Genomic DNA, 26,818 nt, shown 5'->3' with positions numbered 1-26,818 from the left:
ATGATAACTGGTAGTGCCACCACCTTTGTAATCTTTAAGAATATTGGAGATATCAAGTTTATCAACAATTGTACTTACGAGTCTGACGGGATCTGAAGGGGAGATAAAATCACCAATACAAGGAGGAAGTAAGGCTAAATCATCTTGAATATAGGGTTTGAAAAGATCTTCTTTATCCATAACTATATTACCAATAATATAACTCTTTATATTATTAAGTATAGTATATTAACTTTGTATATCAAGGAAATAGATAAAGTTTTAATATAAAAATATTATCAATAATGTTAATAAAACCACAAAATTTAGGTAAAAATAGAGGGCGACCTTTTTAGTCACCCTCCTTCCCGATATCTTTTCAAATAATCTAATTCTCAATTTTCTCGTATGAGGTTGGAGCATAGTTCCTTGGGATGTGTCCCTTCTGATACTTTAGGCTATCTGTATCTAAAATAGCTAAAAGTCTATGATAGAGAGTAATCCACTCCTCACGATTGGCCTTAGCATTCTCCAGCAGGACTTTATTAAATTCCTCACCGGAAAGACCAAGAGAGCTTTCAATCAGATCCTGTGATGCTTTTTCAATTCTATGAGCTGTATTCTTTACCTCTGGAGCCAGAATTGAATAATATGCACGAGTCAGATTTCCAACATTTGAAACGTTCCAGTAGAACTTGGAGTCATCATACTGTTTTCTGTTTACTCTGCTGTAAAGTTCTGTAATAGGTGCAACAGGCAGAGGAACGTAAAGACTCTCAGCTGGTGATGTATATGCAAGCCATGAAACAGGTGCTGGCAGTCGGTCATTATTTTGGTTAATCCAGATATATGAAATAGCAGGGGTACTTAAGACTCTTTCCTTATCATAAGCTGCATGACAGTATGGGAATCCATACAGTCCACCTGTAGCCTTGGTAGCGAACTCAAACTCTGTACCAGCATATGAATCTCTGTGGATCTCCATAATCTGATTTAGTGTAATTGGCTTGTCAGGTTTTACAGAGAATGGATAAGCCTTGGTGTCATATCCTTCAACCCATGCAGGATAGTGTTTTGATGGAGCCACAAGATCCATTGCTCTCCAGACTCGACGCAGGCAGTAGTATGGGTGAAGATGTTCAATTGATTTAATTGAACGCAGCCAGTCAAGTCTGCCATCCTTGTCAAAGGCGGCCCAGCCGATGGCTTTTAAATCTTCAATCAGATGATCTGAGAAGATCTGATCGGGATTATTTGCATCAAGTTCTCGGATTCTGAACTGATTTGCTGCAATAAAGAATTCTCCGTCAGGAACCTTCTGTGCAACCCAGAAGCCACCTTTTCCAGATGGATTTGGCATCATCTCCAGAACCCAGCCTTCTTCCTTATCTCCTACGATAAGGGTTTCAGCGGTTCCCCACAGACCATATTCATCAATAAGTTCTCCCATCAGAAGAACAGCTTCCTTTGCGGTAGTGCAGCGTTCTAAAGCAACACGACCTAGCTCTGAGGAGTAAAATAGACCGGTACCTGCATCAGGTCTTACATAACCCATGTACTCAGAATTATCTGTACATTCACCAAGCATCAGACCCTTTTCATTGATAATACCGTAGTTACTGTCCAGATATGCGTAGGTATGTTCAACCTGAGGTATCTCTCCTAGAGATTCGGTAATAGGAACACCGGAGAATGAATAGTCAGGACCTCTTCCTTTTACATTTAGTCTTGGAGTATAGTCGCAGTTGTAGTCTGGATATGCCTCTCTTGCACAGGCAGAAGGGTAGACCTGACGCATTTCTCCTTTTCTGTGGTCTGCAGCAGGAACATAAACAACAGAAGTATCTCCTGTATAACCGTCATTCGAATGGGTTATATAAAGTGAGCCATCTGCAGATGCTCCCTTGGTAATAATCATTGTGGTGCATGCATATGATGAATTTATAGCGCATGCAATAAAGCCTGCAATAACTGAAACTATATATTTCTTCATATCAATCCCTTTTTATTTATTCTTTTGGTCTTTTTCGTTCTGTTTTTTCAGATACTCTGAGGTTGTGCTTATAATCTTTGAGAAAACATTCATATCAATCTTGTCTGGCATTTTCTCAAGACCGATTGCGTTGTAGAAAGGAATTCCTCCTTTCTTTGCACTGGTGGTAGATTCAGTCTTAACCTGAGTTTCAACCTCTGCTTTTTCCTTTTCTTTATCTACGTGGACAACCTCATGCTTCTTATAGCTGTCTACAGGTATGAATTTAGGATTATGACCTTCTGCGTAACGGAGCATATATCCACCGTCATGTTTTTCCAGAAGGTTTTCATACAGTTTCTGCATTCTATTGAAGGCAGTTCGTGAATTGTTGGCAATAACTTTATTGAATCTCTCCTTAGGAAGTCCCTTGGAATGATTGATTAGAGTAAGAGAATGCTGCTCCTGCTCCAGGACTCTGGTTTTGAGCATATCCGAAAGACTTGAGTAGTAGCCTACAGTCAGATAGGAAATACGTTTGGAGAGCCACCACATTTTTCGTTCGTCATATTCTGTTCTGCTTGCATCAGCATAGACTGATGGAATTTTATCGACACAAAGCGGAACATAGGTTCCTTGACCAGAAGGACCTAAAGACAGCCAGGTGATGGCAGAAGGTGTAAGCTTATTTGCCTGACTTATGAATGTATAGGTTGTATTCTCATTTGAAATAGATCTTTCACCGTAATTCTCATGAGTGTAAGGTGTTGCAAAAAGACCACCTGTTCCTTTTGTTGCATTGTCAAACTGTGTACCAGTATAGGTATCTCTGGTTAATGAGATTAAATCTAAAAGAGACACTTTATTATCTGGCATTACAGAAAAAGGATAAGCTGTGGTAGCCCAGCCGCTTACCCAAGGAGAAAAGTTCTTGGATGGGGCGACATTAGCCATAGCTCTCCAGACTCTGCGCAGAGAATAATAAGGTCTAATCTCGGTACCTTTTACTGAACGCTGCCAGTTAAGATTGCCTGAAGTAAGCTGCGCAATCTCCTCCTGCTTCATTCTTGAGACAAGATTTTCATTGAAGATAAAATCGCTGTCATTCTTATCTACAGCCTGAATTCTGAACTGATCTGCAGCCACAAAGAAATGTCCCTGTGGAATTTTTCTTGCTACATGGTAACCGCCGGCTCGAGTTATTCCAGGCATAAGCTCAATAACAAAACCTTCTTCCTTATCAGCTACAACCAGGGTGGCTGGTGATCCGTAATATCCGTAGGTATCAATCATCTGGCCAATCATGGCAATAGCATCTGCAGCTTTTACGCATCTCTCAAGAGTCAGTTTTGTAATCTCCTGCAGAGAGAGAATTGCTTTTTCAGATGGTTTTGAATTTACCTTGAGCGCGGTTGTGTTTTCACATAACCCCACCATCAGCGAGTTTTCATTGATGATTCCGTATTCGGTCTTGATATAGGCAAAAGTATGATTAACCTGAGGAATCTGTCCTAGAAACTTGAGAGAAGGATCTCCGTTCTCATAAATCTCTCGCATTTCATCTGATTCGTGATCTGCTGCTTCAACGTATAGAACATTTGGAGAAACCTTTTTGTCTATACTGAATGAAAGATATGCTGTACCGTTGTCACTTGCCTGAGGTGACACATACATAACTGTTCCTGCGGAGGCTGTGCTGAGGATAGAGGTTGTTGAAAGTACAAGTGCCGTAAATAATTTATTTAACTTAATCATATGCTGTGAATATATTTTTCTTTTTCGTATTTTTAATAAGACTAGAATAAGTTTTCTTGTAAAAAAATCATATTCAAAGGTGAAAATACTGTGACTTAACACAGCATGAATTTTTTATTTTTTGATATATATCAGCCTTGGCGACTATCAAATTTTTCCTAATGCGAAAATAAGTCACCTGGACTAGCCTATAATCATCTCTTAAAGTACAATTTCCAGTTGTTCAATATAGGATAAACTTTTTTCGACTTTAATGTTAAAACACCTGCTCGGACACGGTGATACATCACGAAAAAATATATAATCTGTTACACTTGTGATAGAGATTCTCAAAAAACAGGCAGGATTTATGAAAGAATTGATCCTGGCGTTAATATCAGTTTGTAGTTAATACTCTGGAACGCGGCAGAATACACAGAGCAAAGAGTAGTCTATGTCAGATTTAAAAAAGAAAGGTACCGTTAAAAACGGTTTTAAAACTTTAGTAAATGCAATTGAGCAACTGTCAGGTCAGCATTTTGACTTTGACTCAGTTGACAATTCTGATCTTGATATCAGAGAGATTCGTAGAAGGGAAGCAATTGAGGCCAGTAAAGAGATTGCCCAGAGAAGATCTGAGAATCACAGAAATTTTATAAATTCTGTATATGAGTCTCACAGAGTCAATCCTGAATACACTTTTGACAGGATTCAGATGGACCAGTTCAATAATCAGGCTGTAACAACCGCTCAAGGCTTCTGTGCTTCATCTTCACTTGCAGTTCAGCTTGACTCGGAGCCTCAGCTGTTTCTTCTGTCAGGAAATCCTGGTTCGGGTAAGACAGTGCTTTCAAACTGTATAGCCAACTATTACCTGAACAAGTTATGGAAGGATGTTGAGATCTGTTCCTATCAGGAGATAAAGCGCTGCAGAACTCCAAGTTCCACTGATACAACTGTTGATGTGGAGGAGAAGTCTACAAGATGGGATCGTCTGAGCTCAGTTGATCTTCTGATTATCGATTCTCTGTGTCAGAACAATGAGAAGATTACAGCATTTGATAAGCAGGTTATTCCTGATCTTCTAAGAACACGCCGTGCCAGAAGACTACCTCTGGTTATCACTACTACGGTTGTTCCTAATGCTCTGCATGGAATGCTTGGAGATGAGATCTTCGAATCACTAAAGGAATACAACGTTATGGGAGCAGCCCTTTTCGGTAACTCACGCAGATCACCTATATCCTTTGCAGGAGCGAATTTAATTTGAGTACGATCCTCGCTTTTGATTTTGGCCTTCATCATATTGGTGTGGCCACAGGAAATACCACCACCAGGACCTGTTCTCCTCAGAAATCTATTCAGGCCAGGGATGGAATTCCAAATGCTGATGCTTTAGATAAGCTTGTTCGAGACTGGCTTCCTGCTGTTTTTGTTGTAGGTCTTCCTCTGAATATGGATGGAACAGAGCAGGAGATGACCTTTAAGGCCAGAAAGTTTGGCAACCGATTAAAGGAAAAATACAAAAAAGAGGTTGTCTTTATTGACGAGCGACTTACTTCGGCCTCTGCAAAGGAGGAGATATTTGAGCGCGGTGGATTCAGAGCTCTTGCAAAAGACAAGGGGGCTATTGATTCTCTGTCAGCAGTTACCATTTTAGAACAGTATTTTTCAGAACATGTCTAAGTTAACTAAAGAAGCAACAATTATTCTGGCTTTGTCTGAGATAGAAAAAGAACTTAAGAATCTTAATCTATGGTCTGATGCTGAAAACAGACCTGCTGATGAGGCATTTTTGAGTCAGACCCCGTTTTTTATGGACACAATGGAGTTTCATCAGTGGCTTCAGTTTGTTCTCATTCCTAAAATGATTGAGATTGTAAACAGCAGTGCACCTTTGCCTAAAAATGTTAGCATCCATCCGTATGCTCAGGAAATATATAGAGGTAAGTGGCAAGAATATAAACTGCTTATTCAAAAACTCATGGAGTTTGATAAACTTTTCAAAAGCTAGGCACACTATTTGCTTCTAAGTCTTGTAACTATATAGTCTGAACGGAATTTTGACACGTGGCACTTAAAGATAAAGTAAATTTTCTAGGACCTGCACTTACTAAGGCAAAGAGTAATCAGAAAGTTGCAAAAGGCCTAGAAATCGGCTCGACAACGCTAAAGAAAGTATCAATGCTTAAGGTTGGTACTCCTATTCTGGTATTAGCCTGTCTGGCCATGATTACTCTGCCAATGCCACCTTTTCTTCTGGATATTCTGTTCTCTTTCAACATTGCCTTGTCAATGATTGTGCTTCTGGTTTCAATCTATTCCCAAAAGCCTCTTGATTTTGGTTCATTCCCTGCAGTTCTTCTGATGGCGACAATTCTACGTCTGTCTTTGAATGTTGCATCAACCCGTGTGATTCTTCTAAACGGTCAGAATGGTACTGCAGCTGCAGGTAAGGTTATTGAATCCTTCGGTAATGTGGTTATGGGCGGTAGCTATACCGTAGGTATCATTGTTTTCGCCATTCTGATTATCATTAACTTCAAGGTTATTACCAACGGTGCCGGAAGAATTGCTGAAGTTTCCGCCCGTTTTACTCTGGATGCTATGCCTGGTAAGCAGATGTCCATTGATGCTGACCTTAATGCCGGTATCATTGATCAGGATCAGGCACGTGAAAGACGTCTTGAGGTTACCCGTGAGGCTGACTTCTACGGCTCCATGGACGGTGCCTCGAAATTCGTTAAAGGTGACGCTGTAGCAGGTCTTCTGATTATGGCCATCAACCTTGTTGGCGGTATTATTATCGGTACCTTCAACTTTAATCTGACAGTTGCTGAATCTGCATCTATTTTCACCTTGCTGACAATCGGTGACGGTCTGGTAGCACAGATCCCATCACTGCTTTTGTCTGTAGCCTCTGCAATTATCGTCAGCCGTCAGAGTAGTTCAAAGCAGGAAATGGGCCAGCAGGTTGTAACCGATCTGTTTTCAAAACCTAAAACACTGCTTATTTCTGCTGGTATTCTCTTTGTTATGGGTATAGTCCCAGGCATGCCTCATGTAGCTTTTCTGCTGTTATCTTCTTTATGTGCTGCTATCGGTTTAGCTCTGCGCTATGTCGAGAATAAAAAGGCTCAGGCAGAAAAGGATAAATCAATCGCAACCGCTGCTGCCAAACCAACTCCTGATATGAAGGAGCTGTCATGGGATGATGTATCAGAGGTTGATGTCATCGGACTTGAGGTTGGCTATCGTCTTATTCCTATGGTTGACAAGAATCAGAGCGGTGAGCTTTTAAACCGTGTTAAGGGTGTAAGAAAGAAGCTGTCTCAGGATTTAGGCTTCCTGATCCCTCCTGTTCACATTAGAGATAATCTGGATTTAGGTCCTAACTTCTACAGAATTACTCTTATGGGCGTGACCTATGGTGAGGCTGAAATTCAGCCTGAAAGAGATATGGCCATCAACCCGGGGCAGGTATTCGGTGATATTCCCGGCATAAAGGCAAAAGATCCTGCCTTTGGTCTTGATGCTGTATGGATCAGCAAAACAGATAATGATAAGGCTTTAGGTTTAGGCTATACCGTTGTTGACTGTTCAACCGTTATTGCAACACACTTGTCTCAGATCCTTGCTAACAACTGTGCTTCACTTATCGGTCAGGAAGAGGTTCAGAATATTCTTGATATTGTTGCAAAATCTCAGCCTAAGCTTGTAAATGGTCTGATTCCATCTGTTGTAAATCTTGGTCTTCTAACCCATATTCTGCAGAACCTTTTAAATGAAGGTGTGCCAATCAGAGATATGCGTACTGTGCTTGAGACTCTGGTAGAGTATGGTCCTAAGAGTCAGGACCCTGAGGTTCTTACCGCAGCCTGCCGTATTGGTTTAAGACGTCTGATTATTCAGGATATTGTGGGCTCAGAGAATGTAATTCCTGTAATTACACTTGCACCTGAACTTGAGAAAGTCCTTCACAAGTCACTTGAGACTGGAGGTTCTGAGGGGATCGGTATTGAGCCTGGTATGGCTGACAGAATTCAGAGATCTCTTATGGATGCAACTCAGGCCCAGGAAATGGAAGGAGAACCTGCAATTCTTCTGACTTCTGGAATTCTGCGTTCAACCTTATCAAGATTTGTAAAGAACACTATTCCTGGACTTAGAGTTCTTTCATATCAGGAAATCCCTGATGATAAACAGATTAAGATTGTTTCTGTTATCGGTAACAACCAGAATCAGCAGAACATCGGAATCGGAAGATAGAAGATATTTTTATAATTTTTTTGGTAAATCTGAAAAAATGTTCTATTTTTCAGAGAGCACTTAAATATATTTTACATTTATCAGCAATTGCTTAATGTACTTAACAATATTGATATTTTTCTAATTTGCCTTTATTGACTTGTTTTTATTTTTTATTGAAAATCGTAACTAGATGAAAAACAAAATTTTTATTTTATAATTAGTTAAAATAGAATAAAAAAACGTCAGATACGGAAACAAAACATAATACTTTTTGGAGGCAGTGTGTATTTTCATTGATTATATTTCGTGAGAAACATACTGATAGAGAATGAAACTTAAGCGCTTTGTTGCAAAGGACATGCGAACTGCACTGGCTAAGATAAAGGAAGAGCTGGGTGCAGAAGCTGTAATCATGTCTAACAAACGCGTTGGTCCTAACGTCGAAATTATCGCAGGCGTTGAAGGCGATATTGCCCCAGTACCAGTGAAAACTTCAGCAAAGCAGAAAGGACAGATTACCTCCAATATTCATGACGATTCACCATTATCAAGAATTATTGCCGATGATGAGGTAACCCTAAGCGCATCATCAAAGTCAAAGCCTGAGAGTAAGCTTTCTTCAAAGACTGTTGGTGGCAGTAAGTCAGAAGCTTTTGCCAAGAGTCTCCTGGAGATTTTAGAGCGCCAGCAGCAGGGTAGTGAGCAGACAGTTCAGAAAAAGACTGCCACTGCCAAGGCACAGCCTCAGAAGACAAAAGCCAAAGCACCTGCACCTTTATCAGAACAGACCGGACTTCGTGATCTGTTTATTAAAGAGGACGAGAAGAAAAAGGAAAAGAAGGTTGAGACTTCTCACGGTATTTCCTCTTACATATCAAAAGAATCTGAATCAGAAAAAACAGAGATTGAACAGCTTCGCCACGATGTAGACTCCATAAGACGTCTTCTGCAGTTTGAGCTTGCAGGACTGATGTCTGATACCAAAAAGAGAGAGGAGCCTGTCAAGGCAATGATTTATGAGCTATTGCTGTCATCCGGCTTTGATAAATCAATCTCAAATGAATTATCTGAGAGTATAGATTCTGATGCCTCATTCAATTTTGCATGGCGTCAGCTTGCTCAGAATCTTGAAAGAAGAATTAAAACCGGTAGCGATGAAATTGTGACTGATGGCGGTATCGTTACCTTAATTGGGCCTGCAGGTGTTGGAAAAACAACCACTATTGCAAAGCTTGCTGCCAGATTTGTCATGAAATACGGACCTGACAGAGTTGCCTTAATTACAGCTGATCATTACAGAATAGGCGCTGTTGAACAGGTAAAGACTTACGGTCGCATCATGGGATGCTCGACCTTTGCTATCAAGTCAATCGATGAACTTCCAGAAATGCTTTATACCCTGAGGGATAAGAGTCTGGTTCTAGTTGATACCGTAGGTGTTGGTTTGCATGATGAGAGATTTGAAAGTCAGGTAAATGCCCTGAAAAAGCAGTCAAGACTCAAAATGAAACACTATCTTGTACTGCCTGCAACAGCTCAGAGAAAGGTTTTAGAGCATGCCTATGAGCATTTCTCAAATATCGGACTTAAAGGAATAATTCTAACTAAAATTGATGAAAGCGAGTCTTTGGCTGATGCCTTATCCTTATGTATCAAGCAGAAACTTATGCTTTCATATGTTACAGACGGACAGAGAGTGCCGGAGGATCTTGAGGTCCCTGATGCCAGGGCACTTGCAATCAAGGCTTTAAGCAGTGTTGAAAGTGATGTAGCGAAGTTTGCCTTAGAGCATTCTGTCTTATAAAAGATTTTATTTAATATTAGAAGGTAAGCAAATGGCTATCGACGAAAAAACCAACAAACGTAAAGTAAAGGTTATCACTGTAACAGGTGGCAAAGGCGGTGTTGGTAAATCAAGCGTGTCTTTAAATATTGCTGTTGCCTTAACTCTTCTGGGAAAAAAGGTAATGCTTTTTGATGCTGACTTAGGTCTTGCGAATATTGACGTTATGCTTGGTCTTAAAGTAGACAAGAATCTTGGTCATGTTCTCAACGGTGAGTGTGAGCTGAAGGATATTCTGCAGACAGGACCTCACGGACTGAGAATCGTTCCTGCTTCATCTGGTCTAAAGCAGATGGTTGAGCTGACTGTGGAACAGCATGCAGGTCTGATCAGAGCTTTCTCTACTTTAAATGAAGATATCGATTACTTCATCGTTGATACTGCCGCAGGTATTTCTGACATGGTTCTTTCCTTCTGCCGTGCTGCTCAGGATGTCCTGATGGTTGTATGCAATGAGCCTACATCTGTAGCTGATGCCTATGCGCAGATGAAGGTTCTATCAAGAGATTATGGTGTTAAGAAGTTCAAGATTATCGGTAACCAGCTTCATTCTCTTGATGAAGGTAAACTGATGTACCAGAAACTGGTTGCAGTAACAGAAAGATTTATTGATGCTACCTTAGAGCTTGTGGCCTGTATTCCTGTTGATATGAATATGAGAAAGTCCATCAGACAGCGTTCTTGTGTGGTTGATCTGTTCCCGACTTCTCCTGCTGCAAGAGCATTTAAGACTCTGGCAAACAGAATTACAACCTGGCCAATTCCTGATGTAGCGGGCGGTCATTTGGAATTTTTTGTTGAAAATTTGATCTCCGCCGACAAGAAAAATTAATAATAACAATTATTCTTATATATATAAGATATTAAATTTAAAGAAAAAGAAAGTGTTATGGCAGGATTGGTAAATGGCGCTAAGGCCTATCAGGCACAGGTCCAGATTGATATGGCCCAGATGGTGGATACATATGCGCCACTGGTCAAAAGGATTGCCTTGCATCTTAAGGCCAGATTGCCTGCCTGCGTAGAACTTGATGATTTAATCCAATCAGGAATGATTGGACTTATGGATGCGATAACCCACTTTGAAGATGGGCGTGGTGCTGTATTTGAAACATACGCTTCCATAAGAATAAGAGGTGCGATGATTGACGAAATGCGACAGAACGATTGGGCACCACGTTCTGTTCATCAGAATGCGAGAAGTATCTCGAGCGCAATAACAAAACTATCTCACCAGTTAGGTAGAGAACCAAAAGATATTGAAATAGCAGACGAACTGGGAGTAGATCTGGATAAGTACAACCAGATGCTACTGGATTCATCATCTAGCCAGATGGTTGGTATTGAAGATCTTGGAGTAACTGACGATGTAATAGCAGAGGGGAATGACAACAGAAAAGATAAACTGTTTGATCTTCTTGCAACATCTAAGTTTAAACGTTCACTTGCAGAAGCTATACAGAAACTACCGGAGCGAGAACAGCAGGTTCTGGCACTGTACTATGACGAAGAACTAAATCTAAAGGAAATAGGGCAGGTACTGGAGCTTAGTGAATCAAGAATCTGTCAGCTGATGTCTCAATCGATGGCAAGATTGCGATCAATGCTAAAAGATTGGAGTGGAAAATAGGTTTAATTTAACACTTTTATACTATTTAAGTGGTTTTTTAACGACTTAGGCCCTATAAGTATAGAGGTATACCAATATTACAGGCTTAACTGTAAAAAGGAGACTATCTTGGATAAGAATATCAAGATACTTATTGTAGACGACTTCTCAACCATGCGTCGAATCATCAAAAATCTTCTTCGTGATCTTGGATTTAACAACACTCACGAGGCTGATGATGGTGCAACTGCGCTTCCTATGCTTGAAGCTGGTGACTTTGATTTCGTTGTTACCGACTGGAACATGCCTATTATGCAGGGTATTGACCTGCTGAAGGCTATCCGTCAGAGTCCAAAACTTAAGGCAATGCCAGTTCTGATGGTTACCGCAGAGGCTAAGAGAGAGCAGATCGTTGAAGCTGCTAAAGCTGGCGTTAACGGATACATTGTTAAGCCATTCACAGCTGCAACCTTGAAGACAAAACTAGATAAGATCTTTGAACGATTCGAGTAAGGATTGCTATGTCTAGAGAAGAGCACAGAAAGTTAACTGTGGCAGATCTAGAAGAAATCAAGGACTTGCTCGAAAGTGGTATGCAGGAGCAGGCTGAAGATAAGCTTCTGGTACTTTCAAAGAATTTTAGTCAGCAGAAAAATGATGAGGTTTATGAGCAGGTTGGTAATCTGACTAGAGATTTGCATGAGGCTATCAAAAGGTTTGCCGAGGACGAGCGCTTAAGAGTTATTGCGAACGTTGATATGCCTAGAGCGTCAGAGAGACTAACCTCAATAATTCAGATGACGGATGCAGCAGCTTCAAAAACACTTGATGCGGTTGAGGCATGTGCTCCGATGGTGAAAACACTGAATGATTCGGTTGAAAAACTTCTACCTGCATGGGATTCGCTGATGAAAGGCAGAATCAATAGAGATAATTTTGTGTCTCTGTGCAGGAATGTTGATACCCTGATTCATGATACGAAGGATAATGCAGCAAGTGTTTCTGAACAGTTGAATGTGATTCTGCTTGCTCAGGACTATCAGGACTTGACCGGACAGCTGATTCAGAACGTGATTACTCTTGTATCTGAGGTTGAAGACAAACTGTTGCAGTTCTTAACCCATTTTAGTGATGAGGAAAAGAACTCAATCCTTGAGAACAGCGATGCTGTTAATGGAATTACTCCACAGGGACCTGCAACTGGAGATGTTCTCAAGTCAGATAAAATTGCCGCAACTCAGGATGATGTGGATGATTTGCTGGCAAGTTTAGGATTCTAATAATAACGGAGACCTGAAAATGGATGAGGAAATTCTACAAGACTTTATAGTAGAAGCTGGTGAGATTATTGAAAATCTTAATGAACAGCTAGTCCAGATCGAAAAAACACCTGATGATAAGGATTTGCTTAATGCTATTTTCAGAGGTTTCCATACTGTAAAAGGTGGTGCTGGATTCCTTCAGTTAACAAATCTGGTTAACATCTGTCATGCTGCAGAAAGCTTGTTCGATGAACTGCGTAATGCCCGCATTGCAATGTCTCCTGATCTGATGGATGCCGTTCTTCAGGCATATGATGAAATCACATCAATGTTCGATACCGTTAAGAATGCTCAGCAGCCTGATCCTGCACCTCAGGACCTTATCGACAGATTACATGCTCTAGCAGCCGGTGGCGCAGCTCCTGCAGCTGCAGCTCCAGCTCCCGCTCCTGAGCCTACCCCAGCTCCTGCTCCAGAGCCAGAACCTGCTGCACCAGCAGGTGATGTTGATGATATTACCGAAGATGAATTCGAAGCTCTGTTAGATCAGTTGCATGGTAAAGGTCATGCTCCTGGCGCTGAGGGTGATGAAAATAAGGCCGCAGATGCGACCGATGCCGATTTTGATAAGATGCTCGCAACTGCACAGTCTGAGGCAGCAAAGAACGCTGCTCCAACTGCTGCTCCAGCCGCAGCACCTGCACCTGCTCCAGCACCAGCACCTGATCCAGCACCAGCTCCAGCTCCAGCTGCTGCTCCTAAACCAGCCGCTCCTGCTGCTAAACCAGCAGGCAAGACTGATGCTGCAAAGGCAGCTCCTGAAGTTGATACTACCGTACGTGTTGAAACACAGGTTCTTGACGATATCATGAATCTTGTCGGTGAGCTTGTTCTTGTTCGTAACCGTTTGGTAAACATGGCTTCCAGACGTTCTGATCAGGATATGTCAAAGGCAATTTCCAATCTGGATGTCGTAACTCTTGAACTTCAGAATTCTGTTATGAAGACCCGAATGCAGCCTGTTAAGAAGGTATTCGGTAGATTCCCTCGTGTTGTTCGTGACCTTGCACGTAAGCTTGGCAAGAAGATTGAGCTAAGAATGGAGGGTGAGGATACAGAATTAGATAAGAACTTGGTTGATGCTCTGGCTGATCCTATGGTTCACATGGTTCGTAACTGCTGTGACCACGGTATTGAGGATCCTAAGGATCGTGTTGCAGTGGGCAAGCCAGAAACCGGTGTGGTTTTATTGAGAGCTTCTCAGCAGGGTGACCATATTCTTCTACAGATTCAGGACGATGGTCAGGGTATGGATCCTGATATCTTAAGAACTGTCGCTGTTAAGAAAGGTCTGATGGATGAAGGTGCAGCAGACAGACTTTCAGATGCTGAAGCTTTAAATCTGATCTTCGCACCTGGTTTCTCAACCAATACTGAGATTACAGATATTTCTGGTCGTGGTGTGGGTATGGACGTGGTTAAGACCAACATTTCCAAACTGAATGGTACTGTAAATGTTATCTCTACCTACGGTAAAGGCACTACCATCGAGATTAAGGTTCCTCTGACACTGGCAATTCTTCCTACTCTGATGATTTCTGTTTCAAACAGAACCTTCGCTTTACCACTGACATCTGTTTCAGAGATTTTCTATCTTGACCTTGATTCAATGAGAAACGTTGATGGTCTTAATACCATCGTTATCCGTGACAAGGCTATTCCTCTGTTCTTCTTAAAACAGTGGTTTGAAAAGGTCTCAATCAAAGAATATCTGGAGAATAAGGCTCATATTGTTCTGGTTCAGGTTTCAGCTGCACAGCTTGTCGGCTTTGTTGTAGACGAACTGTTAGGTCAGGAAGAAGTTGTTATCAAACCTCTTGATGAAATCCTGCGTCATACTCCTGGTATGGCAGGTGCAACCATCACATCTGACGGTGGAATTGCACTGATCCTGGATATTCCTGGTCTGATGAGAGCTTATGCTCACAAGGATGCAGAACGTGTACCTCTGCAGACAGACAAGCATGTAGAACATGAACAGAATACTGAGAATGCGCCAGCAAGCATTCCTGAAATAACTAATAATAACGAAGAATAAGGATAACCTATGACCAAAGTTTTGATTGTTGATGATTCTAGCTTTTTCCGTAAGCGCCTAAGAGAGATTGTTGAATCAGACCCTACTATGGAGGTTGTAGGAGAAGCTAAAGACGGAAAGGAAGGAGTTGAACTAACTACTAAATTACGTCCTGATGTAATTACAATGGACGTTGAAATGCCTGTAATGGATGGTATTTCAGCTGTTGCCGAGATCATGAAGAAGAATCCTACTCCGATTCTTATGTTCTCATCTCTAACTCATGAAGGTGCTACTGCAACTTTTAAGGCTCTGGAAGCTGGTGCAGTTGATTTTATGCCTAAAAACTTCGATGACATCGCTCACCGAAGAGAGGATGCAATCAAAAATCTGATTGCTTCTATTAAGGCTGTATCTCGAAGTCGTGTAAGAGGTTTCAGACCTTCTGCTCCTTCGCCAACCATTGCAACCAAGACTGTTCCTTCATCTGCAACTGTTGCTAAACCAGCTGTAACTGCAACTCGAGCACCTATAGGTGCAACTGCAAGTACTCCAGCACCAACTGCTGGTTCTGCAAAGGAAGCCTATAATCAGATCAATGCAATGCTTGCTGCAAACCCAGGCACTCCAGCAAGTGCACTGAAGTTTACCTTTGGCAACCATAAGTCAGAGACTACTACTTTTAAGAAGTCAGGCAAGCCTCATTCAATTGTTGCTATAGGAAGCTCAACTGGTGGTCCTATTGCTCTTCAGGATATTATTCCTAAGCTGCCTAAGCTGAATGTTCCTGTTGTAATTGTTCAGCATATGCCTGCATCATTCACTGCTACCTTCGCTGCAAGACTTGATGCTATTTCAAATCTGCATGTGGTTGAGGCAAAGGATGGTGACATTCTTGAAGCTGGTACCTGCTATATTGCACCTGGCGGCACTCAGATGATTTTTGAGAAAGTCGGTGTAAAGGTAAGATGCCGTGTTATCGGTGACACTGGAAGAACAACATATAATCCTTGTGTTGATGTTTCCTTTGCATCTCTTTCAAAGATTTACGGTGGTAAGGTCCTTGCTATGGTTTTGACCGGCATGGGCTCAGATGGCTGCGAAGGCTGCACAATCTTAAAGAAGCTAGGTGCTGTCATCTGGGCTCAGAATGAGGAAACCTGTGTTGTTTATGGTATGCCTCAGGCTATCGTGAATGCTGGCGTTACAGATCTGGTCCTTCCTTTGGGAGAGATTGCAGATTGTATCGTTAAAGAACTGGGTTAATAACAGAAAAGGCAGGTCTCTATGAACTTTTTGGGTATTTTTCTTGCGTGTGGATGTATTGTATGTTCTATGATGCTAGAAGGTACATCTCCTGCAATGATGTTAGAGTTGCCTGCTTTCTTGGTTGTGGTAGGTGCTTCCTTCTTCGCATGCTGGGTGCAGTTCCCTCTGCCTCAGATTATCGGTGCATTCAAGTGTATGCTATGGACACTTGCTCCTCCACGTATCGGTTTTGAATCTCAGGTTGAACTTTTAGTTGGTCTTTCAACAACTGCTCGTCAGCAGGGGCTGTTGGCTCTGGAAAATTCTATTTCATCTGCATCTGATGATTATACCCGTGATGGTATTCAGATGATTGTGGACGGTGTGGATAAGGATGCTCTGAAAGAAATTTTAGAGCAGGGTATTGCTGTTGAAGAAGCTAAATACGAACCTTACGCAAAGATGCTTGAAGCTATGGGCGGTTACTCACCTACCATGGGTATTATCGGTGCGGTGCTAGGTCTGATTCACGCTATGTCCCTGTTGGACCGTCCTGACGAACTAGGTCCTGCTATTGCGGTGGCATTCGTTGCAACCATTTACGGTCTGGTTTTGGCAAACATTATCTGTCTTCCAGCTTCTAACCGTGTTAAGGGTATTATTGCTGAAATGGGCCTGTATAAGTACATGACCTTAGAGGGGCTTGTATCTATCGCATCAGGTGAGAACACCATGATGTTAAAGCGCCGTCTGGCAGTTTACACCGGTGGTGATAAGACTGAAGGCGGAAGTTAATATAATAATAAGGCAATGATATGAAAAAGAAGCCGCCAGAGCCCGAAAACCTTGAACGATGGATGGTGTCCTATGCAGACTTCATGACTCTGCTGTTCGCTCTGTTCGTGGTTCTTTATTCCTTCGCTATGGCTAAGCAGTCCGAAGCCAAATCTATGGTTGAGAGTATTGCTCAGGCCTTCAATGAAACTGCAATCAGTTCTCCTGGTGGTGCTCTGCTAGTGCCAGGTTCTCTTGCTCAGCAGCTTGCTCAGGAAGTTCAGGAAGCTGTTCAGTCTATGCAGTCGGCACAGGGTGATACAGGAAAGCAGATCATCGAAGATGGTGGTGTGATGATGAATTTCCAGATCACATCAACTCAGTCAAATCAGGAAAGAGATGATACTACATCTGGTTCTGACGACGAGATGGATGGTCAGAATAATGCTGATTCAGCAAATGCATCAGGTGATCTTGTAATTTCTGATAACAGTACTGTATCTAAGAACGTTAATCCAAAATCCAATGCTCCAGACGGTGGTTCACAGTCTGGTGAAGGTGGTTTCCAGGCTGGTGGTAGCGCTGATCACTTTGAGCAGGGCGGTCAGTCTGATGTTAATGCTGACAGTATTGGTGAGGGTAAGGTTGGAACTCAGTTTGATGCTGTAAGAAGATCTATTTCTGAGGCTATTCATGATACCGGTATGGAAAAATACATCGATATGGAGGAAAATCCACACTGGCTGTCAATTAACGTAAATTCAGGCTTACTGTTTGCTGAAGGCAGTGCTTCAATTCTGGCTGCATCAAGGCCAATTATCCAGAGAATTGCAGTTGCTATCTCAAACATTAATAACTACATCAGAATCCGTGGCTATACTGATAATTCCTTTATTCCAAATGGAATCTTCATAAATAGCTGGGATTTATCTGCTAATCGTTCACTTTCTGTTTTAACTGAGCTGGAGCGAGCCGGAATTGTGCCTGAGCGCATGGCAATCGAGGCATACGGTGAGTATTCTCCAACTTATTCGAACAAGACTGCTGCTGGCAGAGCAATGAACAGAAAGGTTGTTATCGCAATTTCAAGGTATGCAATGGACAGAAAGACTCCTCTTAACGCAACAGAAATTGATCAGGATTTACTAAACGGTGGCAGTGAACCAAGCATAAATGCCGGTCAGGGTGATGTAGAAGTTAAGCGTGGTGAAGGTAATACAATCGAACTTGATTTCGGTTTATAAAAATGAATTAAGGAGCCTTTTGTGCTAGTTTGGTCAATCGCAAGTCAGAAAGGCGGTGTTGGTAAAACAACAACAGTCGCATCATTAGCAGGTTGGTTACAGAAAGAGAACCTGAATGTTCTCATAATCGACACCGATCCTCATGCCTCTTTGACTAGCTATTTAGGTTTTGACTACAATAATATTGAGAAAAGTCTCTACGATCTGTATACACAGGAAAATTTTACAAAAGAGACTATTCAGTCCTATATAACTCATACAAATTTTCCTAATCTCGATATCATAGCCTCAAGTATGACTCTTGCAACTATCGACAGAAAGCTGTCGGGGCGTTCAGGAGTCGGTCGTATTCTAACCAATGCACTGAAGCTTCTTGAAGATGATTATGATGTAGTTCTTATTGATTGTCCTCCTGTATTGGGCGCTCTGATGGTGAACGCTCTTGTTGCAAGCACATCAATTCTGGTTCCAACTCAGACCGAGTTCCTGTCACTTAAGGGACTTGAAGGTATGGTACGGACCTTTAACATTATGCGCAAGGCTGATAACGGATGCATTATTAACTATACTGTTATTCCTACAATGTACGATAAACGTACCAAAGCAAGCAGAACTTCGTTAGAATATCTGAATGCTCATTACAAAGATAACCTGTGGCAAGGTCAGATTCCTGTGGATACTTTATTTAGGGAATCTTCACAAAAAGGCCTTCCAATCACAATGCTAGATGAGAAATGTCGTGGTGCATTAGCTTATCGTGAATTATTATTACAACTATTATCAAAAGAGCTTGAGCTTAATCCGGAGAGAATATCTCCGAAGGCAGCTGCAATAGTTTCTTTATCTTCAGGTGAAAAAAATACAAAATCTGACGTTAATAAGGATATGGATATTATTGCTGGTGATGTTGATGCTATGCTCAGTTAATTATAAAGGACCTTTTTATGTCATTTAATGATATTGATGACACCCTTGTAGCGTACTTCAAGCAGATGCTTGAAGAAGAATGTGAACAGCAGGATCCTGAGGTACAAGCTCAGGGGCCAGATGATTCTATTGTCCAAGAAGAAGTTCAGGCTCAGAGTGAAAACGATGTTGAGGTAACTGATTCTCAGGCTGAAGAGCCAGAGGCAGAACAGGAAGTTCAGACTGACGAAATGGAAATGGCTGAATCAGCTGATGAGGGGGCAGCCGCAGAAGATGCTGTACAGCCTGACGAAGCAGTTGAAGCTGAAGCTGAGGAGCCAGCTGAAGAAGAGCTTGCTGCATCTGAGGATGAGGTTCCTGCAGATGAAGAAGTTGCTGTTGAAGATAAAACTGTTGAAGCTTCAGCTGATGAAGCTGAACCAGAGGTACAGGAAGAAGTTGTTGCTGAACCAGAAGATGTAGCTGTCGAGGCTGAATCTTCTGAGGTTGAGGTTCAGGCAGAAGGCGCAGCCGATGAAATTGATTATGCTGCCGACGACTATGTTCCTGAGGATACCACACAACAATCAGAAGTTCATGAGCTGCAACCACAGTTACAGACTGTAGAGGAGAAGAGTGAGCCTCTTCCATTTGCAGAACACAAGAGTCTTGAAAGTCTTTTGGAGTCAGTTCCTAAGACTCAGGTCGAAACTGAAGTTGCCGTTGAAACAGCTGTACAGACAGAAACAGAGGTTCAAACCGAAACAGCTGTAGAGACTGTTGTTGAAGAGCAGACAGAAGTCGAACAGGCTACAGCTTCTGAAGCAGTAGTTGCTGATGAGAATGTTGCTCAGGCTGAACAGGAACAATCCAATGACGAGGCTCCTTACAACTGGACCAACATTGAGATGCCAGATGAATTCCAGGTTCTGTTCTTCCTGGTTAAAGGTATTCGTTTTGCTGTTCCTCTTGTAAATCTTGGCGGTATCTTCCAGTGTGATAAGGTTACTCCTTTATTCGGAAAGCCTGACTGGTTCCAGGGCATTGCTGATATTCGCGGCAGAAAGATGAATGTTGTGGATACTCTAAAATGGGTAAAGAGTGATGCTCCTCAATCCGATAAGTATGAGTATATGATTTCCCTTGATAAGACATTATGGTCAATTGGCTGTGATGTTCTTGAAGGAAACAGAATTTTAAATAAAGAAAACATTACCTGGAGGCAAACTGCAGGAAACAGACCTTGGCTTGCAGGTATTGTTAAGAAGGAAATGTGTGCTTTACTGCATGTAAAGGCTTTGATCAAGATGTTTGAAAATGGAGTTAATCTCAAAGATCTTGATGCACAAATGAGTGCATGATCAAAGTTTTAACTATGTAACCTCTACAATTTGTTAAAGTTTATTAAAATAAAATTAAAAGAGTAATTGCGCCATATCATTGTGTGGTGTGTATAACGAGGATTAAGAGATGTCAAAAGAAGATTCAATCGCAGAAAATCCAATCGACGTTAATGCAAAAAAAGGTGAATTGCTGCGTTGGGTTACCTTCAAGCTAGGTAATGAAATATATGGCGTCAATGTTATGCAGGTTCGAGAGGTATTGCGTTATACAGATATTGCACCTGTTCCTGGAGCACCTTCTTATGTGCTTGGTATTATTAATCTGCGTGGTAACGTTGTTACCGTTATTGATACCAGAGCTCGTTTCGGTATTCCTCCAGCAGAAGTAACAGACAATACAAGAATTATGATTATTGAGTCTGATAAGCATGTTATCGGTATCCTTGTGGATTCCGTAGCAGAAGTTGCAGATCTCAATACTAATGATATCGATGATACTCCAAATGTTGGTACTGAGGAGAATGCTCAGTTTATCTCTGGTGTATGCAACCGTAAGGATGATCTGTTGATTCTGATTGACCTGACCAAACTGTTCACAGAAACAGAGTGGAAGGAAGTAACCAACTTAGGTTAATCTAAAAGTTTTTTACTCCTTGACTAATGTATGCGGCATGTTTTTATGTCGCATATTTTTTTTGTCTTCTCAAAAAAACATCGGTGGGTAGGTAAACCTTCACCGATGATTTTTTTTGGGAGTCTTCCTTATGTTTTTATTCTAGATTTTCTGAAATTAGAATGTATATCTAGCTCCAACTGAGAATATAGATCCAGTATTATCATGGTAGTAGGCGTTGCCGAATTTAGGAGTGCTTCCTGCTGCAAATCTGGCCTCAGCCCAGATGTTGAAATTTTCGTTGGCGCTGTAGTTTACGTATACAGGAACTGTTCTTGTAATTAGGCTTGGCATTTTGTTTCCATTTGCGTCTTTCATGGTTTCATAAGCTGATTCAAAACCTGCGAATGCACTTATACCATTGTCAAAACCGTATCCAGCTACAAGTTCGTAGCCTTTTGTGTATCCATATATGTTTCCAGTGAATTTCCATTTCTTGTCAGTGTATAGTGCTGCAAGATAAGGACCTGAATCTGTTGAACCCCAGGCTACAGATGCTGCAACATTTCTTCCGTTAACAACATACATGTTGGATTCTGGAATACCAGGTCTCATACCATCATCATTCTGAAGTCTGATATAGCTGTATCCTAGATTGAAAGCAAGTGGTCCAAACAGAACATCATCAAATGTATAGCCTGTTGATAGTGCAAAACCAGAATCAACGTTCATTGTATCGTCTTCGCCGTATACAGGTTGAGAATCAGCTGCTGTCTGAAGTGAAGCTGAAGCATAGATTCCGTGATTATCATACTCGTACTTTAAAGTACCGTTTCTGAAATCATCAGACTCAGGCTGAGCAAGACCACCATCATCCTCGAATACATCGGTAGCTTCAATTACGTGTTTAACTGCATCATAGGTCTTACCGGCATACAGTTTACCGTAGTCATTAAAATCAGCTCCAACATACTGTTCACGTGCTGTAACCTCATCCTTGCCGTCTGCCATATCCCATTCTGCAAAGCCAAAGCCTGAAATAAAATCATTCAGCTTTGTTTTTCCTCCAATAGAGAAACGAGCTGAATTTTTTATTGTTGCATCATGATCGCCAGCTGCTTTTTCGTGTTTTGTGCTGTATAAAACAGACTGAACTCGACCGCCTAGCTCTAGAGAACTTCCATCCTTCTCATAAACTGTTGCTGCCTGTGCACATAGACTTGATGTTATGACTGCTATACCTAAAACTGTCTTTTTCATTTTTATTTCCTGAAGTTATTATGAAGATTGTAGTAAGTTTTAACTAACTTAAGTTAGCATAAGCTAACCAAATCGACATTATAAACACTTTTAACAAAAAAGAAAGAGAAGATCATAAATAGGGCATATAAGACTAACATGCTGTCAAATAAGACTTTTTTATATAGACATCTTTAAATCCAGAAAAAAACAACAGTAATAACTGGTAATTCTGTCCATCTGAAAACTGTAAGATGCACGCAGAAAAGCACGATAAATGCACTTTTTGACAAAAAAGGCCTCAATTGATCAAAGGATCAGCACAATAACCTTAAGAAAGAAATAATAGATTTTATGTAAATAATTCTTTTTAAAAACTGAAAATGCACTAATTTATAAAAAAAATTAAACCAAAAACTATACAATATTAAACCATATTTAATAAGTTTACTAAAGAAACTAAATATGCATATGTGCTTATTGCACAGCCTAACGCACAATTATAAAAATATTTAAAAACAAAGAAATATATATTTGTTTTCTTGCAAAACTAAATGTTTACAAAACCGTTTGCAGTTAAAAATTTTATACAATTTATGAATATTCAGTTTATACAATTTTAAGTGGAGTTTTATAAAAACACCTATAAAACAAATAGATAAATAAAAAGTGAGAGTTGAATCTAAAATAATAATCAATTTAAAAAGAAAATAATGCTTTTTTTTTAGATCGGAATTAGTATGATTTTGTGCACGTGCACAATTGAAAACAATAAACATGAGGTTTACTATGAAGATTAAGACAACTTTAACTACTCTTTGCTGTGCTGTACTAGCATGCACTGCTTTCGCATCAACTGCTAACGCAGCTAAAATCGGTGTTTCAATGCCAACTCAGTCATTACAGCGTTGGAACCAGGATGGTCACAATCTAAAAGACCAGTTAGAAGCAGCAAATCATAAAGTTGAACTTTTATACGCAGGCGATAACGATATTCCTACACAGTTATCTCAGATTGAGAACCTAATTGCAGCAAACTGTGAAGTTCTTGTTATTGCTCCTATCGATGGTGGTTCATTAACTCAGGTTCTACAGGGCGCTAAAGAAAAAGGCATTCCTGTTGTATCATATGACCGCTTAATCATGAATTCAGACGCAGTTTCATACTATGCAACTTTCGATAACTACAAGGTAGGCCAGATTCAGGGTAACTACATTGTAGACGCTCTAAAGCTAAAGAATGATGCTACACCTCCTAAGAACATCGAATTCTTCACCGGTTCTATCGATGATAACAACGTTAACTTCTTCTGGGGCGGTGCTATCGACGTTCTACAGCCATACTTAGATTCAGGCAAGTTAGTATGTAAGTCAGGTCAGACCAAGAAAGAGCAGGTTGCTACTCAGAACTGGTCAACCGAAGAAGCTCAGAAGCGTATGGAGAACTTAATTTCTTCAGTACAGTATGGTCCTCAGGGCGTTAAGTTAGACGCAATTCTATCTTCAAACGACTCAGTAGCAAACGGTGTAACCAATGCTCTAGTTGCTGAGGGTTACAACAAGGACAACTTCCCAATCCTAACTGGTCAGGACTGCGATAAGCCATCAGTTAAGAACATCAAGCGTGGCCTACAGACCATGTCAGTATTCAAGGACACCCGTGTTCTAGCTGACCAGGTTGTTAAGATGGTTAACGCTATCGTAGACAAGAAGGAAGTTCCTGTTAACGATACCACCACCTACAACAATGGTACCGGTGTAATTCCTTCATACCTATGTACTCCTATCGTTGTAACTAACTCTAACTTAAAGGAAGTTTTAGTTGACTCTGGTTACTACACAGAGAAGGAAATCAAATAATTTTAAGTAGTTAAAGTACTATTTCAGGCCGGAATTCAACCGGCCTGTTTTGGAGAAGAGAACACGTTATGACCGAGCAAAAAGTATTGCTTAAGATGAAAAACATCACCAAACGTTTTGGTAAGGTTACAGCCTTAAAAGACGTTAACTTAGAGGTGAAAGAGGGCGAGGTACACGCACTGGTAGGTGAAAACGGTGCTGGTAAGTCAACCCTTATGAATGTCTTAAGTGGAATTTACCCTTATGGCTCTTATGAAGGTGACATTATTTTTGATAATGAAACCTGTAAGTTTAATAAAATTCATGATTCCGAGGATAAAGGTATTGTTATTATCCATCAGGAATTAGCATTAGTACCTTATCTATCAATCGCTGAGAATATGTTCTTGGGAAATGAGCGTGTAAGCTCAATGAACAAGGGTGTTGTAGACTGGCCTAGAACATACCAGCGTGCAAAAGAGTTACTTGATTTAGTTGGTTTGGATGAAGATCCTCATACCCTAATTAAAGATATCGGTGTTGGTAAGCAGCAGCTGGTTGAGATTGCAAAGGCTGTTTCTAAGAACTGCCGTCTTCTGATTTTGGACGAGCCAACCGCATCTTTAAACGAAGATGATTCTCAGAAATTACTTGAACTTATTGCAAAGTTCAGAAAAGAGGGTATGACCTCAATCATTATTTCTCATAAGTTAAATGAGATTTCATACATTGCAAATTCAATTACTGTTGTTCGTGATGGTTCAACAATTGAGACACTAGATAATTCTAATCACAACGTTTCTGAAGACAGAATTATTGCTGGAATGGTTGGACGTGCTCTAACCGATCGTTTCCCTAAGAGAGATCCAAGTCATAAGATTTCTGATGAGGTTCTTCTAGAGGTTAATAACTGGACCGTTCATCATCCTTTGAATCCTAAGAGAAAGGTAAATGACAACGTTTCAATTAAGCTGCACCGTGGCGAGGTAGTTGGTCTTGCCGGTCTGATGGGCGCAGGTAGAACCGAATTTGCCAAGTCTTTATTCGGTCGTTCATATGGTGTAAACATCAGCGGCGAAGTAAAGATGAATGGCAAACCTGTTCAGTTCAAGTCTGTAGTTCAGGCAATTAAGGCTGGTTTAGCTTATGTAACAGAAGATCGTAAGGGCGATGGTCTGGTTCTTGAGAACCCAATCGCAGCCAACATGACCCTGGCAAATCTTGAAGAAGTTTCTAAGAACCTAGTTCTAGATAAGAACCTTGAGATTGTTAAGGCTAAGGAACTTAAACAGGATCTTAACGTTAAGTGCGCATCTGTAATGCAGAATGTAGGTAACCTGTCTGGTGGTAACCAGCAGAAGGTTCTACTTGCAAAGTGGATGTTAGCTCATCCAGAGGTTCTGATTTTGGACGAACCTACTCGTGGTATTGACGTTGGTGCAAAATACGAAATTTACTGTCTGATCAACAAGCTAGTTGAATCAGGAAAGGCTGTGCTGATGATTTCCTCTGAGCTGCCTGAAGTTTTAGGTATGTCAGATCGTATTTATGTTATGAACGAAGGAAAGATTGTTGGAGAAATGCCTCGTTCAGAAGCAAGTCAGGAATCAATCATGGGTGCAATCCTACGTACATCCGGTAAGAAACATATTGTGGAGCAATAATAAAAATGGCTTATATTTTAAACATGTTCAAACGTAATTCTCTGTTAATTGCGTTAGTTTTAGTAATGATCTTCTTTGAAGTTCTGATTCAGTCAACTGACAAGGGATCTCTATTCTCACCTCAGAACTTTACTAACATTATTTACCAGAACAGTTACGTTATCATCTTAGCCGTAGGTATGTTATTCCTGATTATCGGTTGCGGTAACATCGATTTGTCTGTTGGTTCTATCGTTGCCTTAATCGGTGCTGTTGCCGGTGTATTGATGGTTAACAACGAATACAACATTTATATGTCAATGGCAATCTGTATCTTATTAGGTATCTTGATTGGTGCTTGGCATGGTTTCTGGATTGCTTATATCCGTATTCCATCATTCATCGTAACTCTAGCTGGTATGTTACTGTTCCGTGGTTTAGCTCTGATTGTTCTAGATGGTATTACAATCAACCCATTCCCATATGAGTACTTACAGCTGTTCACCTCATTCGTTCCAGCAAACCGTGCTGATGCATATGCAACCACTGTTGCTGTAACCATGGTTATCGTTGCTATCTACGTAATTGGTGTTCTATACGGCCGTATTTCAAAGCTTAAGAAGGGTTATGAAGTTGAGCCTCTATCAGGCTTCCTATTCAAGCATTTAATCGTATTAGCTGCTCTGATTGCTTCAAGCTTACTATTAGCTCAGAACAAGGGTATTCCAGTTATCTTAGTTCTAATCGCTGCTGTAGTTATCATCTACGCATTCATCGCTAACAAGACTGTTGTTGGTCGTCGTATCTACGCTTTAGGTGGTAATGAGAAGGCTGCTAAGCTATCTGGTGTTAATACAAACCGCTTACTATTCCTATCATATGTAAACATGGGCTTACTAGCTGCTGTTGCTGCTCTAGTTTGTGTGGCTCGTTTCAACTCAGCATCTCCAATGGCAGGTACTGGTTATGAGCTTGATGCAATCGGTTCATGCTTCATCGGTGGTGCATCTGCATACGGTGGTGTTGGTACTGTTGGTGGTGCTGTTATCGGTGCTATCTTCATGGGCGTGCTAAACAACGGTATGTCTATCCTTGGTGTTGACGCTAACTGGCAGAAGGCAGTTAAAGGTCTAGTTCTTCTAGTTGCTGTGGTTGTTGACGTTATGTCAAAGAAGCGCGTAACTAACTAATAATTAAGAGGGGGCTTTTAAGCCCCCCATTCATTCTCTAATAAAGATCTTA

General features: G+C 40.9%; 22 protein-coding genes and 2 pseudogenes. 20 read left to right on the top strand and 4 right to left on the bottom strand.

Annotated features, from left to right (window positions below; genetic code table 11):
• The 3 genes and pseudogenes from B5D46_RS07195 to B5D46_RS07185 form a co-directional block, all read right to left on the bottom strand.
• Nucleotides 1-180, bottom strand: a pseudogene (locus tag B5D46_RS07195) (hypothetical protein); the annotation flags it as partial.
• 187 nt (nucleotides 181-367) lie between these two features.
• Complete coding sequence (locus tag B5D46_RS07190) at nucleotides 368-1,972, bottom strand: C69 family dipeptidase (RefSeq protein WP_078928887.1); 1,605 nt, start codon at nucleotides 1,970-1,972, stop codon at nucleotides 368-370.
• Nucleotides 1,973-1,984: 12 nt separating this feature from the next.
• The gene (locus tag B5D46_RS07185) at nucleotides 1,985-3,625 is read right to left on the bottom strand and encodes a C69 family dipeptidase (RefSeq protein WP_159443048.1); all 1,641 of its coding nucleotides are present in this window, start codon (nucleotides 3,623-3,625) and stop codon (nucleotides 1,985-1,987) included.
• A 514-nt stretch (nucleotides 3,626-4,139) separates the two neighbouring features.
• On the opposite strand from B5D46_RS07185, the gene B5D46_RS07180 reads away from it, so the two are divergent.
• The 17 genes and pseudogenes from B5D46_RS07180 to B5D46_RS07105 all read left to right on the top strand — a co-directional run bounded on the left by B5D46_RS07180 (nucleotide 4,140) and on the right by B5D46_RS07105 (nucleotide 20,876).
• Nucleotides 4,140-4,955 (top strand): nSTAND3 domain-containing NTPase, encoded by an 816-nt coding sequence (locus tag B5D46_RS07180; protein WP_078928885.1) that lies wholly within the window; start codon nucleotides 4,140-4,142, stop codon nucleotides 4,953-4,955.
• A complete protein-coding gene (gene ruvX / locus B5D46_RS07175) occupies nucleotides 4,952-5,371 on the top strand; it encodes a Holliday junction resolvase RuvX (RefSeq protein WP_078928884.1) in 420 nt (139 codons plus the stop codon). Before B5D46_RS07180 ends, ruvX begins: the two co-directional genes overlap by 4 nt.
• Nucleotides 5,364-5,699 carry a YqcC family protein gene (locus B5D46_RS07170; RefSeq protein ID WP_078928883.1) on the top strand — a complete coding sequence of 112 codons (336 nt, stop codon included), beginning with the start codon at nucleotides 5,364-5,366 and terminating at the stop codon, nucleotides 5,697-5,699. The genes ruvX and B5D46_RS07170 overlap by 8 nt, the downstream gene beginning before the upstream one ends.
• Nucleotides 5,700-5,869: 170 nt before the next feature.
• On the top strand, nucleotides 5,870-7,954 hold the full coding sequence (gene flhA / locus B5D46_RS07165) for a flagellar biosynthesis protein FlhA (protein WP_078928888.1): 2,085 nt from the start codon (nucleotides 5,870-5,872) through the stop codon (nucleotides 7,952-7,954).
• A 310-nt stretch (nucleotides 7,955-8,264) separates the two neighbouring features.
• Complete coding sequence (flhF, locus tag B5D46_RS07160; RefSeq protein WP_078928882.1) at nucleotides 8,265-9,740, top strand: flagellar biosynthesis GTPase FlhF; 1,476 nt, start codon at nucleotides 8,265-8,267, stop codon at nucleotides 9,738-9,740.
• A 31-nt stretch (nucleotides 9,741-9,771) separates the two neighbouring features.
• A complete protein-coding gene (locus B5D46_RS07155) occupies nucleotides 9,772-10,611 on the top strand; it encodes a MinD/ParA family ATP-binding protein (protein WP_078928881.1) in 840 nt (279 codons plus the stop codon).
• A gap of 57 nt (nucleotides 10,612-10,668) precedes the next feature.
• Complete coding sequence (locus tag B5D46_RS07150) at nucleotides 10,669-11,409, top strand: RNA polymerase sigma factor FliA (protein ID WP_031492287.1); 741 nt, start codon at nucleotides 10,669-10,671, stop codon at nucleotides 11,407-11,409.
• Nucleotides 11,410-11,517: 108 nt separating this feature from the next.
• Nucleotides 11,518-11,901, top strand: a complete 384-nt coding sequence (cheY, locus tag B5D46_RS07145) for a chemotaxis response regulator CheY (protein WP_031492288.1) — start codon at nucleotides 11,518-11,520, stop codon at nucleotides 11,899-11,901.
• Nucleotides 11,902-11,909: 8 nt separating this feature from the next.
• A complete protein-coding gene (locus B5D46_RS07140) occupies nucleotides 11,910-12,668 on the top strand; it encodes a protein phosphatase CheZ (protein ID WP_078928880.1) in 759 nt (252 codons plus the stop codon).
• Nucleotides 12,669-12,687: 19 nt separating this feature from the next.
• Nucleotides 12,688-14,748, top strand: a complete 2,061-nt coding sequence (locus B5D46_RS07135; RefSeq protein ID WP_078928879.1) for a chemotaxis protein CheA — start codon at nucleotides 12,688-12,690, stop codon at nucleotides 14,746-14,748.
• 9 nt (nucleotides 14,749-14,757) lie between these two features.
• Nucleotides 14,758-15,993 carry a protein-glutamate methylesterase/protein-glutamine glutaminase gene (locus B5D46_RS07130; RefSeq protein ID WP_078928878.1) on the top strand — a complete coding sequence of 412 codons (1,236 nt, stop codon included), beginning with the start codon at nucleotides 14,758-14,760 and terminating at the stop codon, nucleotides 15,991-15,993.
• A 21-nt stretch (nucleotides 15,994-16,014) separates the two neighbouring features.
• A complete protein-coding gene (locus B5D46_RS07125; RefSeq protein WP_074942625.1) occupies nucleotides 16,015-16,770 on the top strand; it encodes a flagellar motor protein in 756 nt (251 codons plus the stop codon).
• Nucleotides 16,771-16,790: 20 nt separating this feature from the next.
• A pseudogene (locus tag B5D46_RS12365) lies at nucleotides 16,791-16,920 on the top strand (flagellar motor protein MotB); the annotation flags it as partial.
• On the top strand, nucleotides 16,899-17,993 hold the full coding sequence (locus B5D46_RS12440) for an OmpA/MotB family protein (protein WP_412556293.1): 1,095 nt from the start codon (nucleotides 16,899-16,901) through the stop codon (nucleotides 17,991-17,993). The pseudogene B5D46_RS12365 and the gene B5D46_RS12440, both read left to right, overlap by 22 nt.
• A gap of 21 nt (nucleotides 17,994-18,014) precedes the next feature.
• Nucleotides 18,015-18,920, top strand: a complete 906-nt coding sequence (locus B5D46_RS07115) for a ParA family protein (RefSeq protein WP_078928876.1) — start codon at nucleotides 18,015-18,017, stop codon at nucleotides 18,918-18,920.
• A gap of 17 nt (nucleotides 18,921-18,937) precedes the next feature.
• Nucleotides 18,938-20,260, top strand: coding sequence for a chemotaxis protein CheW (locus B5D46_RS07110; protein WP_078928875.1), 1,323 nt, complete (start codon nucleotides 18,938-18,940; stop codon nucleotides 20,258-20,260).
• Between the two features lie 109 nt (nucleotides 20,261-20,369).
• Nucleotides 20,370-20,876 (top strand): chemotaxis protein CheW, encoded by a 507-nt coding sequence (locus tag B5D46_RS07105; protein WP_031492296.1) that lies wholly within the window; start codon nucleotides 20,370-20,372, stop codon nucleotides 20,874-20,876.
• 156 nt (nucleotides 20,877-21,032) lie between these two features.
• Here B5D46_RS07105 and B5D46_RS07100 read toward each other — a convergent pair whose 3' ends face one another.
• Complete coding sequence (locus tag B5D46_RS07100) at nucleotides 21,033-22,115, bottom strand: porin (RefSeq protein ID WP_078928874.1); 1,083 nt, start codon at nucleotides 22,113-22,115, stop codon at nucleotides 21,033-21,035.
• Between the two features lie 768 nt (nucleotides 22,116-22,883).
• Between B5D46_RS07100 and B5D46_RS07095 the strand changes: the two genes are divergently transcribed.
• From B5D46_RS07095 to mmsB, 3 genes are all read left to right on the top strand, one after another.
• Complete coding sequence (locus tag B5D46_RS07095) at nucleotides 22,884-23,954, top strand: substrate-binding domain-containing protein (RefSeq protein WP_078928873.1); 1,071 nt, start codon at nucleotides 22,884-22,886, stop codon at nucleotides 23,952-23,954.
• A 68-nt stretch (nucleotides 23,955-24,022) separates the two neighbouring features.
• Nucleotides 24,023-25,597: a multiple monosaccharide ABC transporter ATP-binding protein gene (gene mmsA / locus B5D46_RS07090; RefSeq protein ID WP_078928872.1), complete on the top strand. Its 1,575-nt coding sequence runs from the start codon at nucleotides 24,023-24,025 to the stop codon at nucleotides 25,595-25,597.
• A 5-nt stretch (nucleotides 25,598-25,602) separates the two neighbouring features.
• A complete protein-coding gene (gene mmsB / locus B5D46_RS07085; protein ID WP_078928871.1) occupies nucleotides 25,603-26,766 on the top strand; it encodes a multiple monosaccharide ABC transporter permease in 1,164 nt (387 codons plus the stop codon).
• The last annotated feature ends 52 nt before the right edge of the window (nucleotides 26,767-26,818 follow it).

Origin of the sequence: Succinivibrio dextrinosolvens DSM 3072 (genome assembly GCF_900167015.1) — a bacterium.
In the GTDB taxonomy this organism is placed as follows: Bacteria; Pseudomonadota; Gammaproteobacteria; order Enterobacterales; family Succinivibrionaceae; genus Succinivibrio; species Succinivibrio dextrinosolvens.
This window is presented reverse-complemented; position numbering and strand designations above follow the sequence as displayed.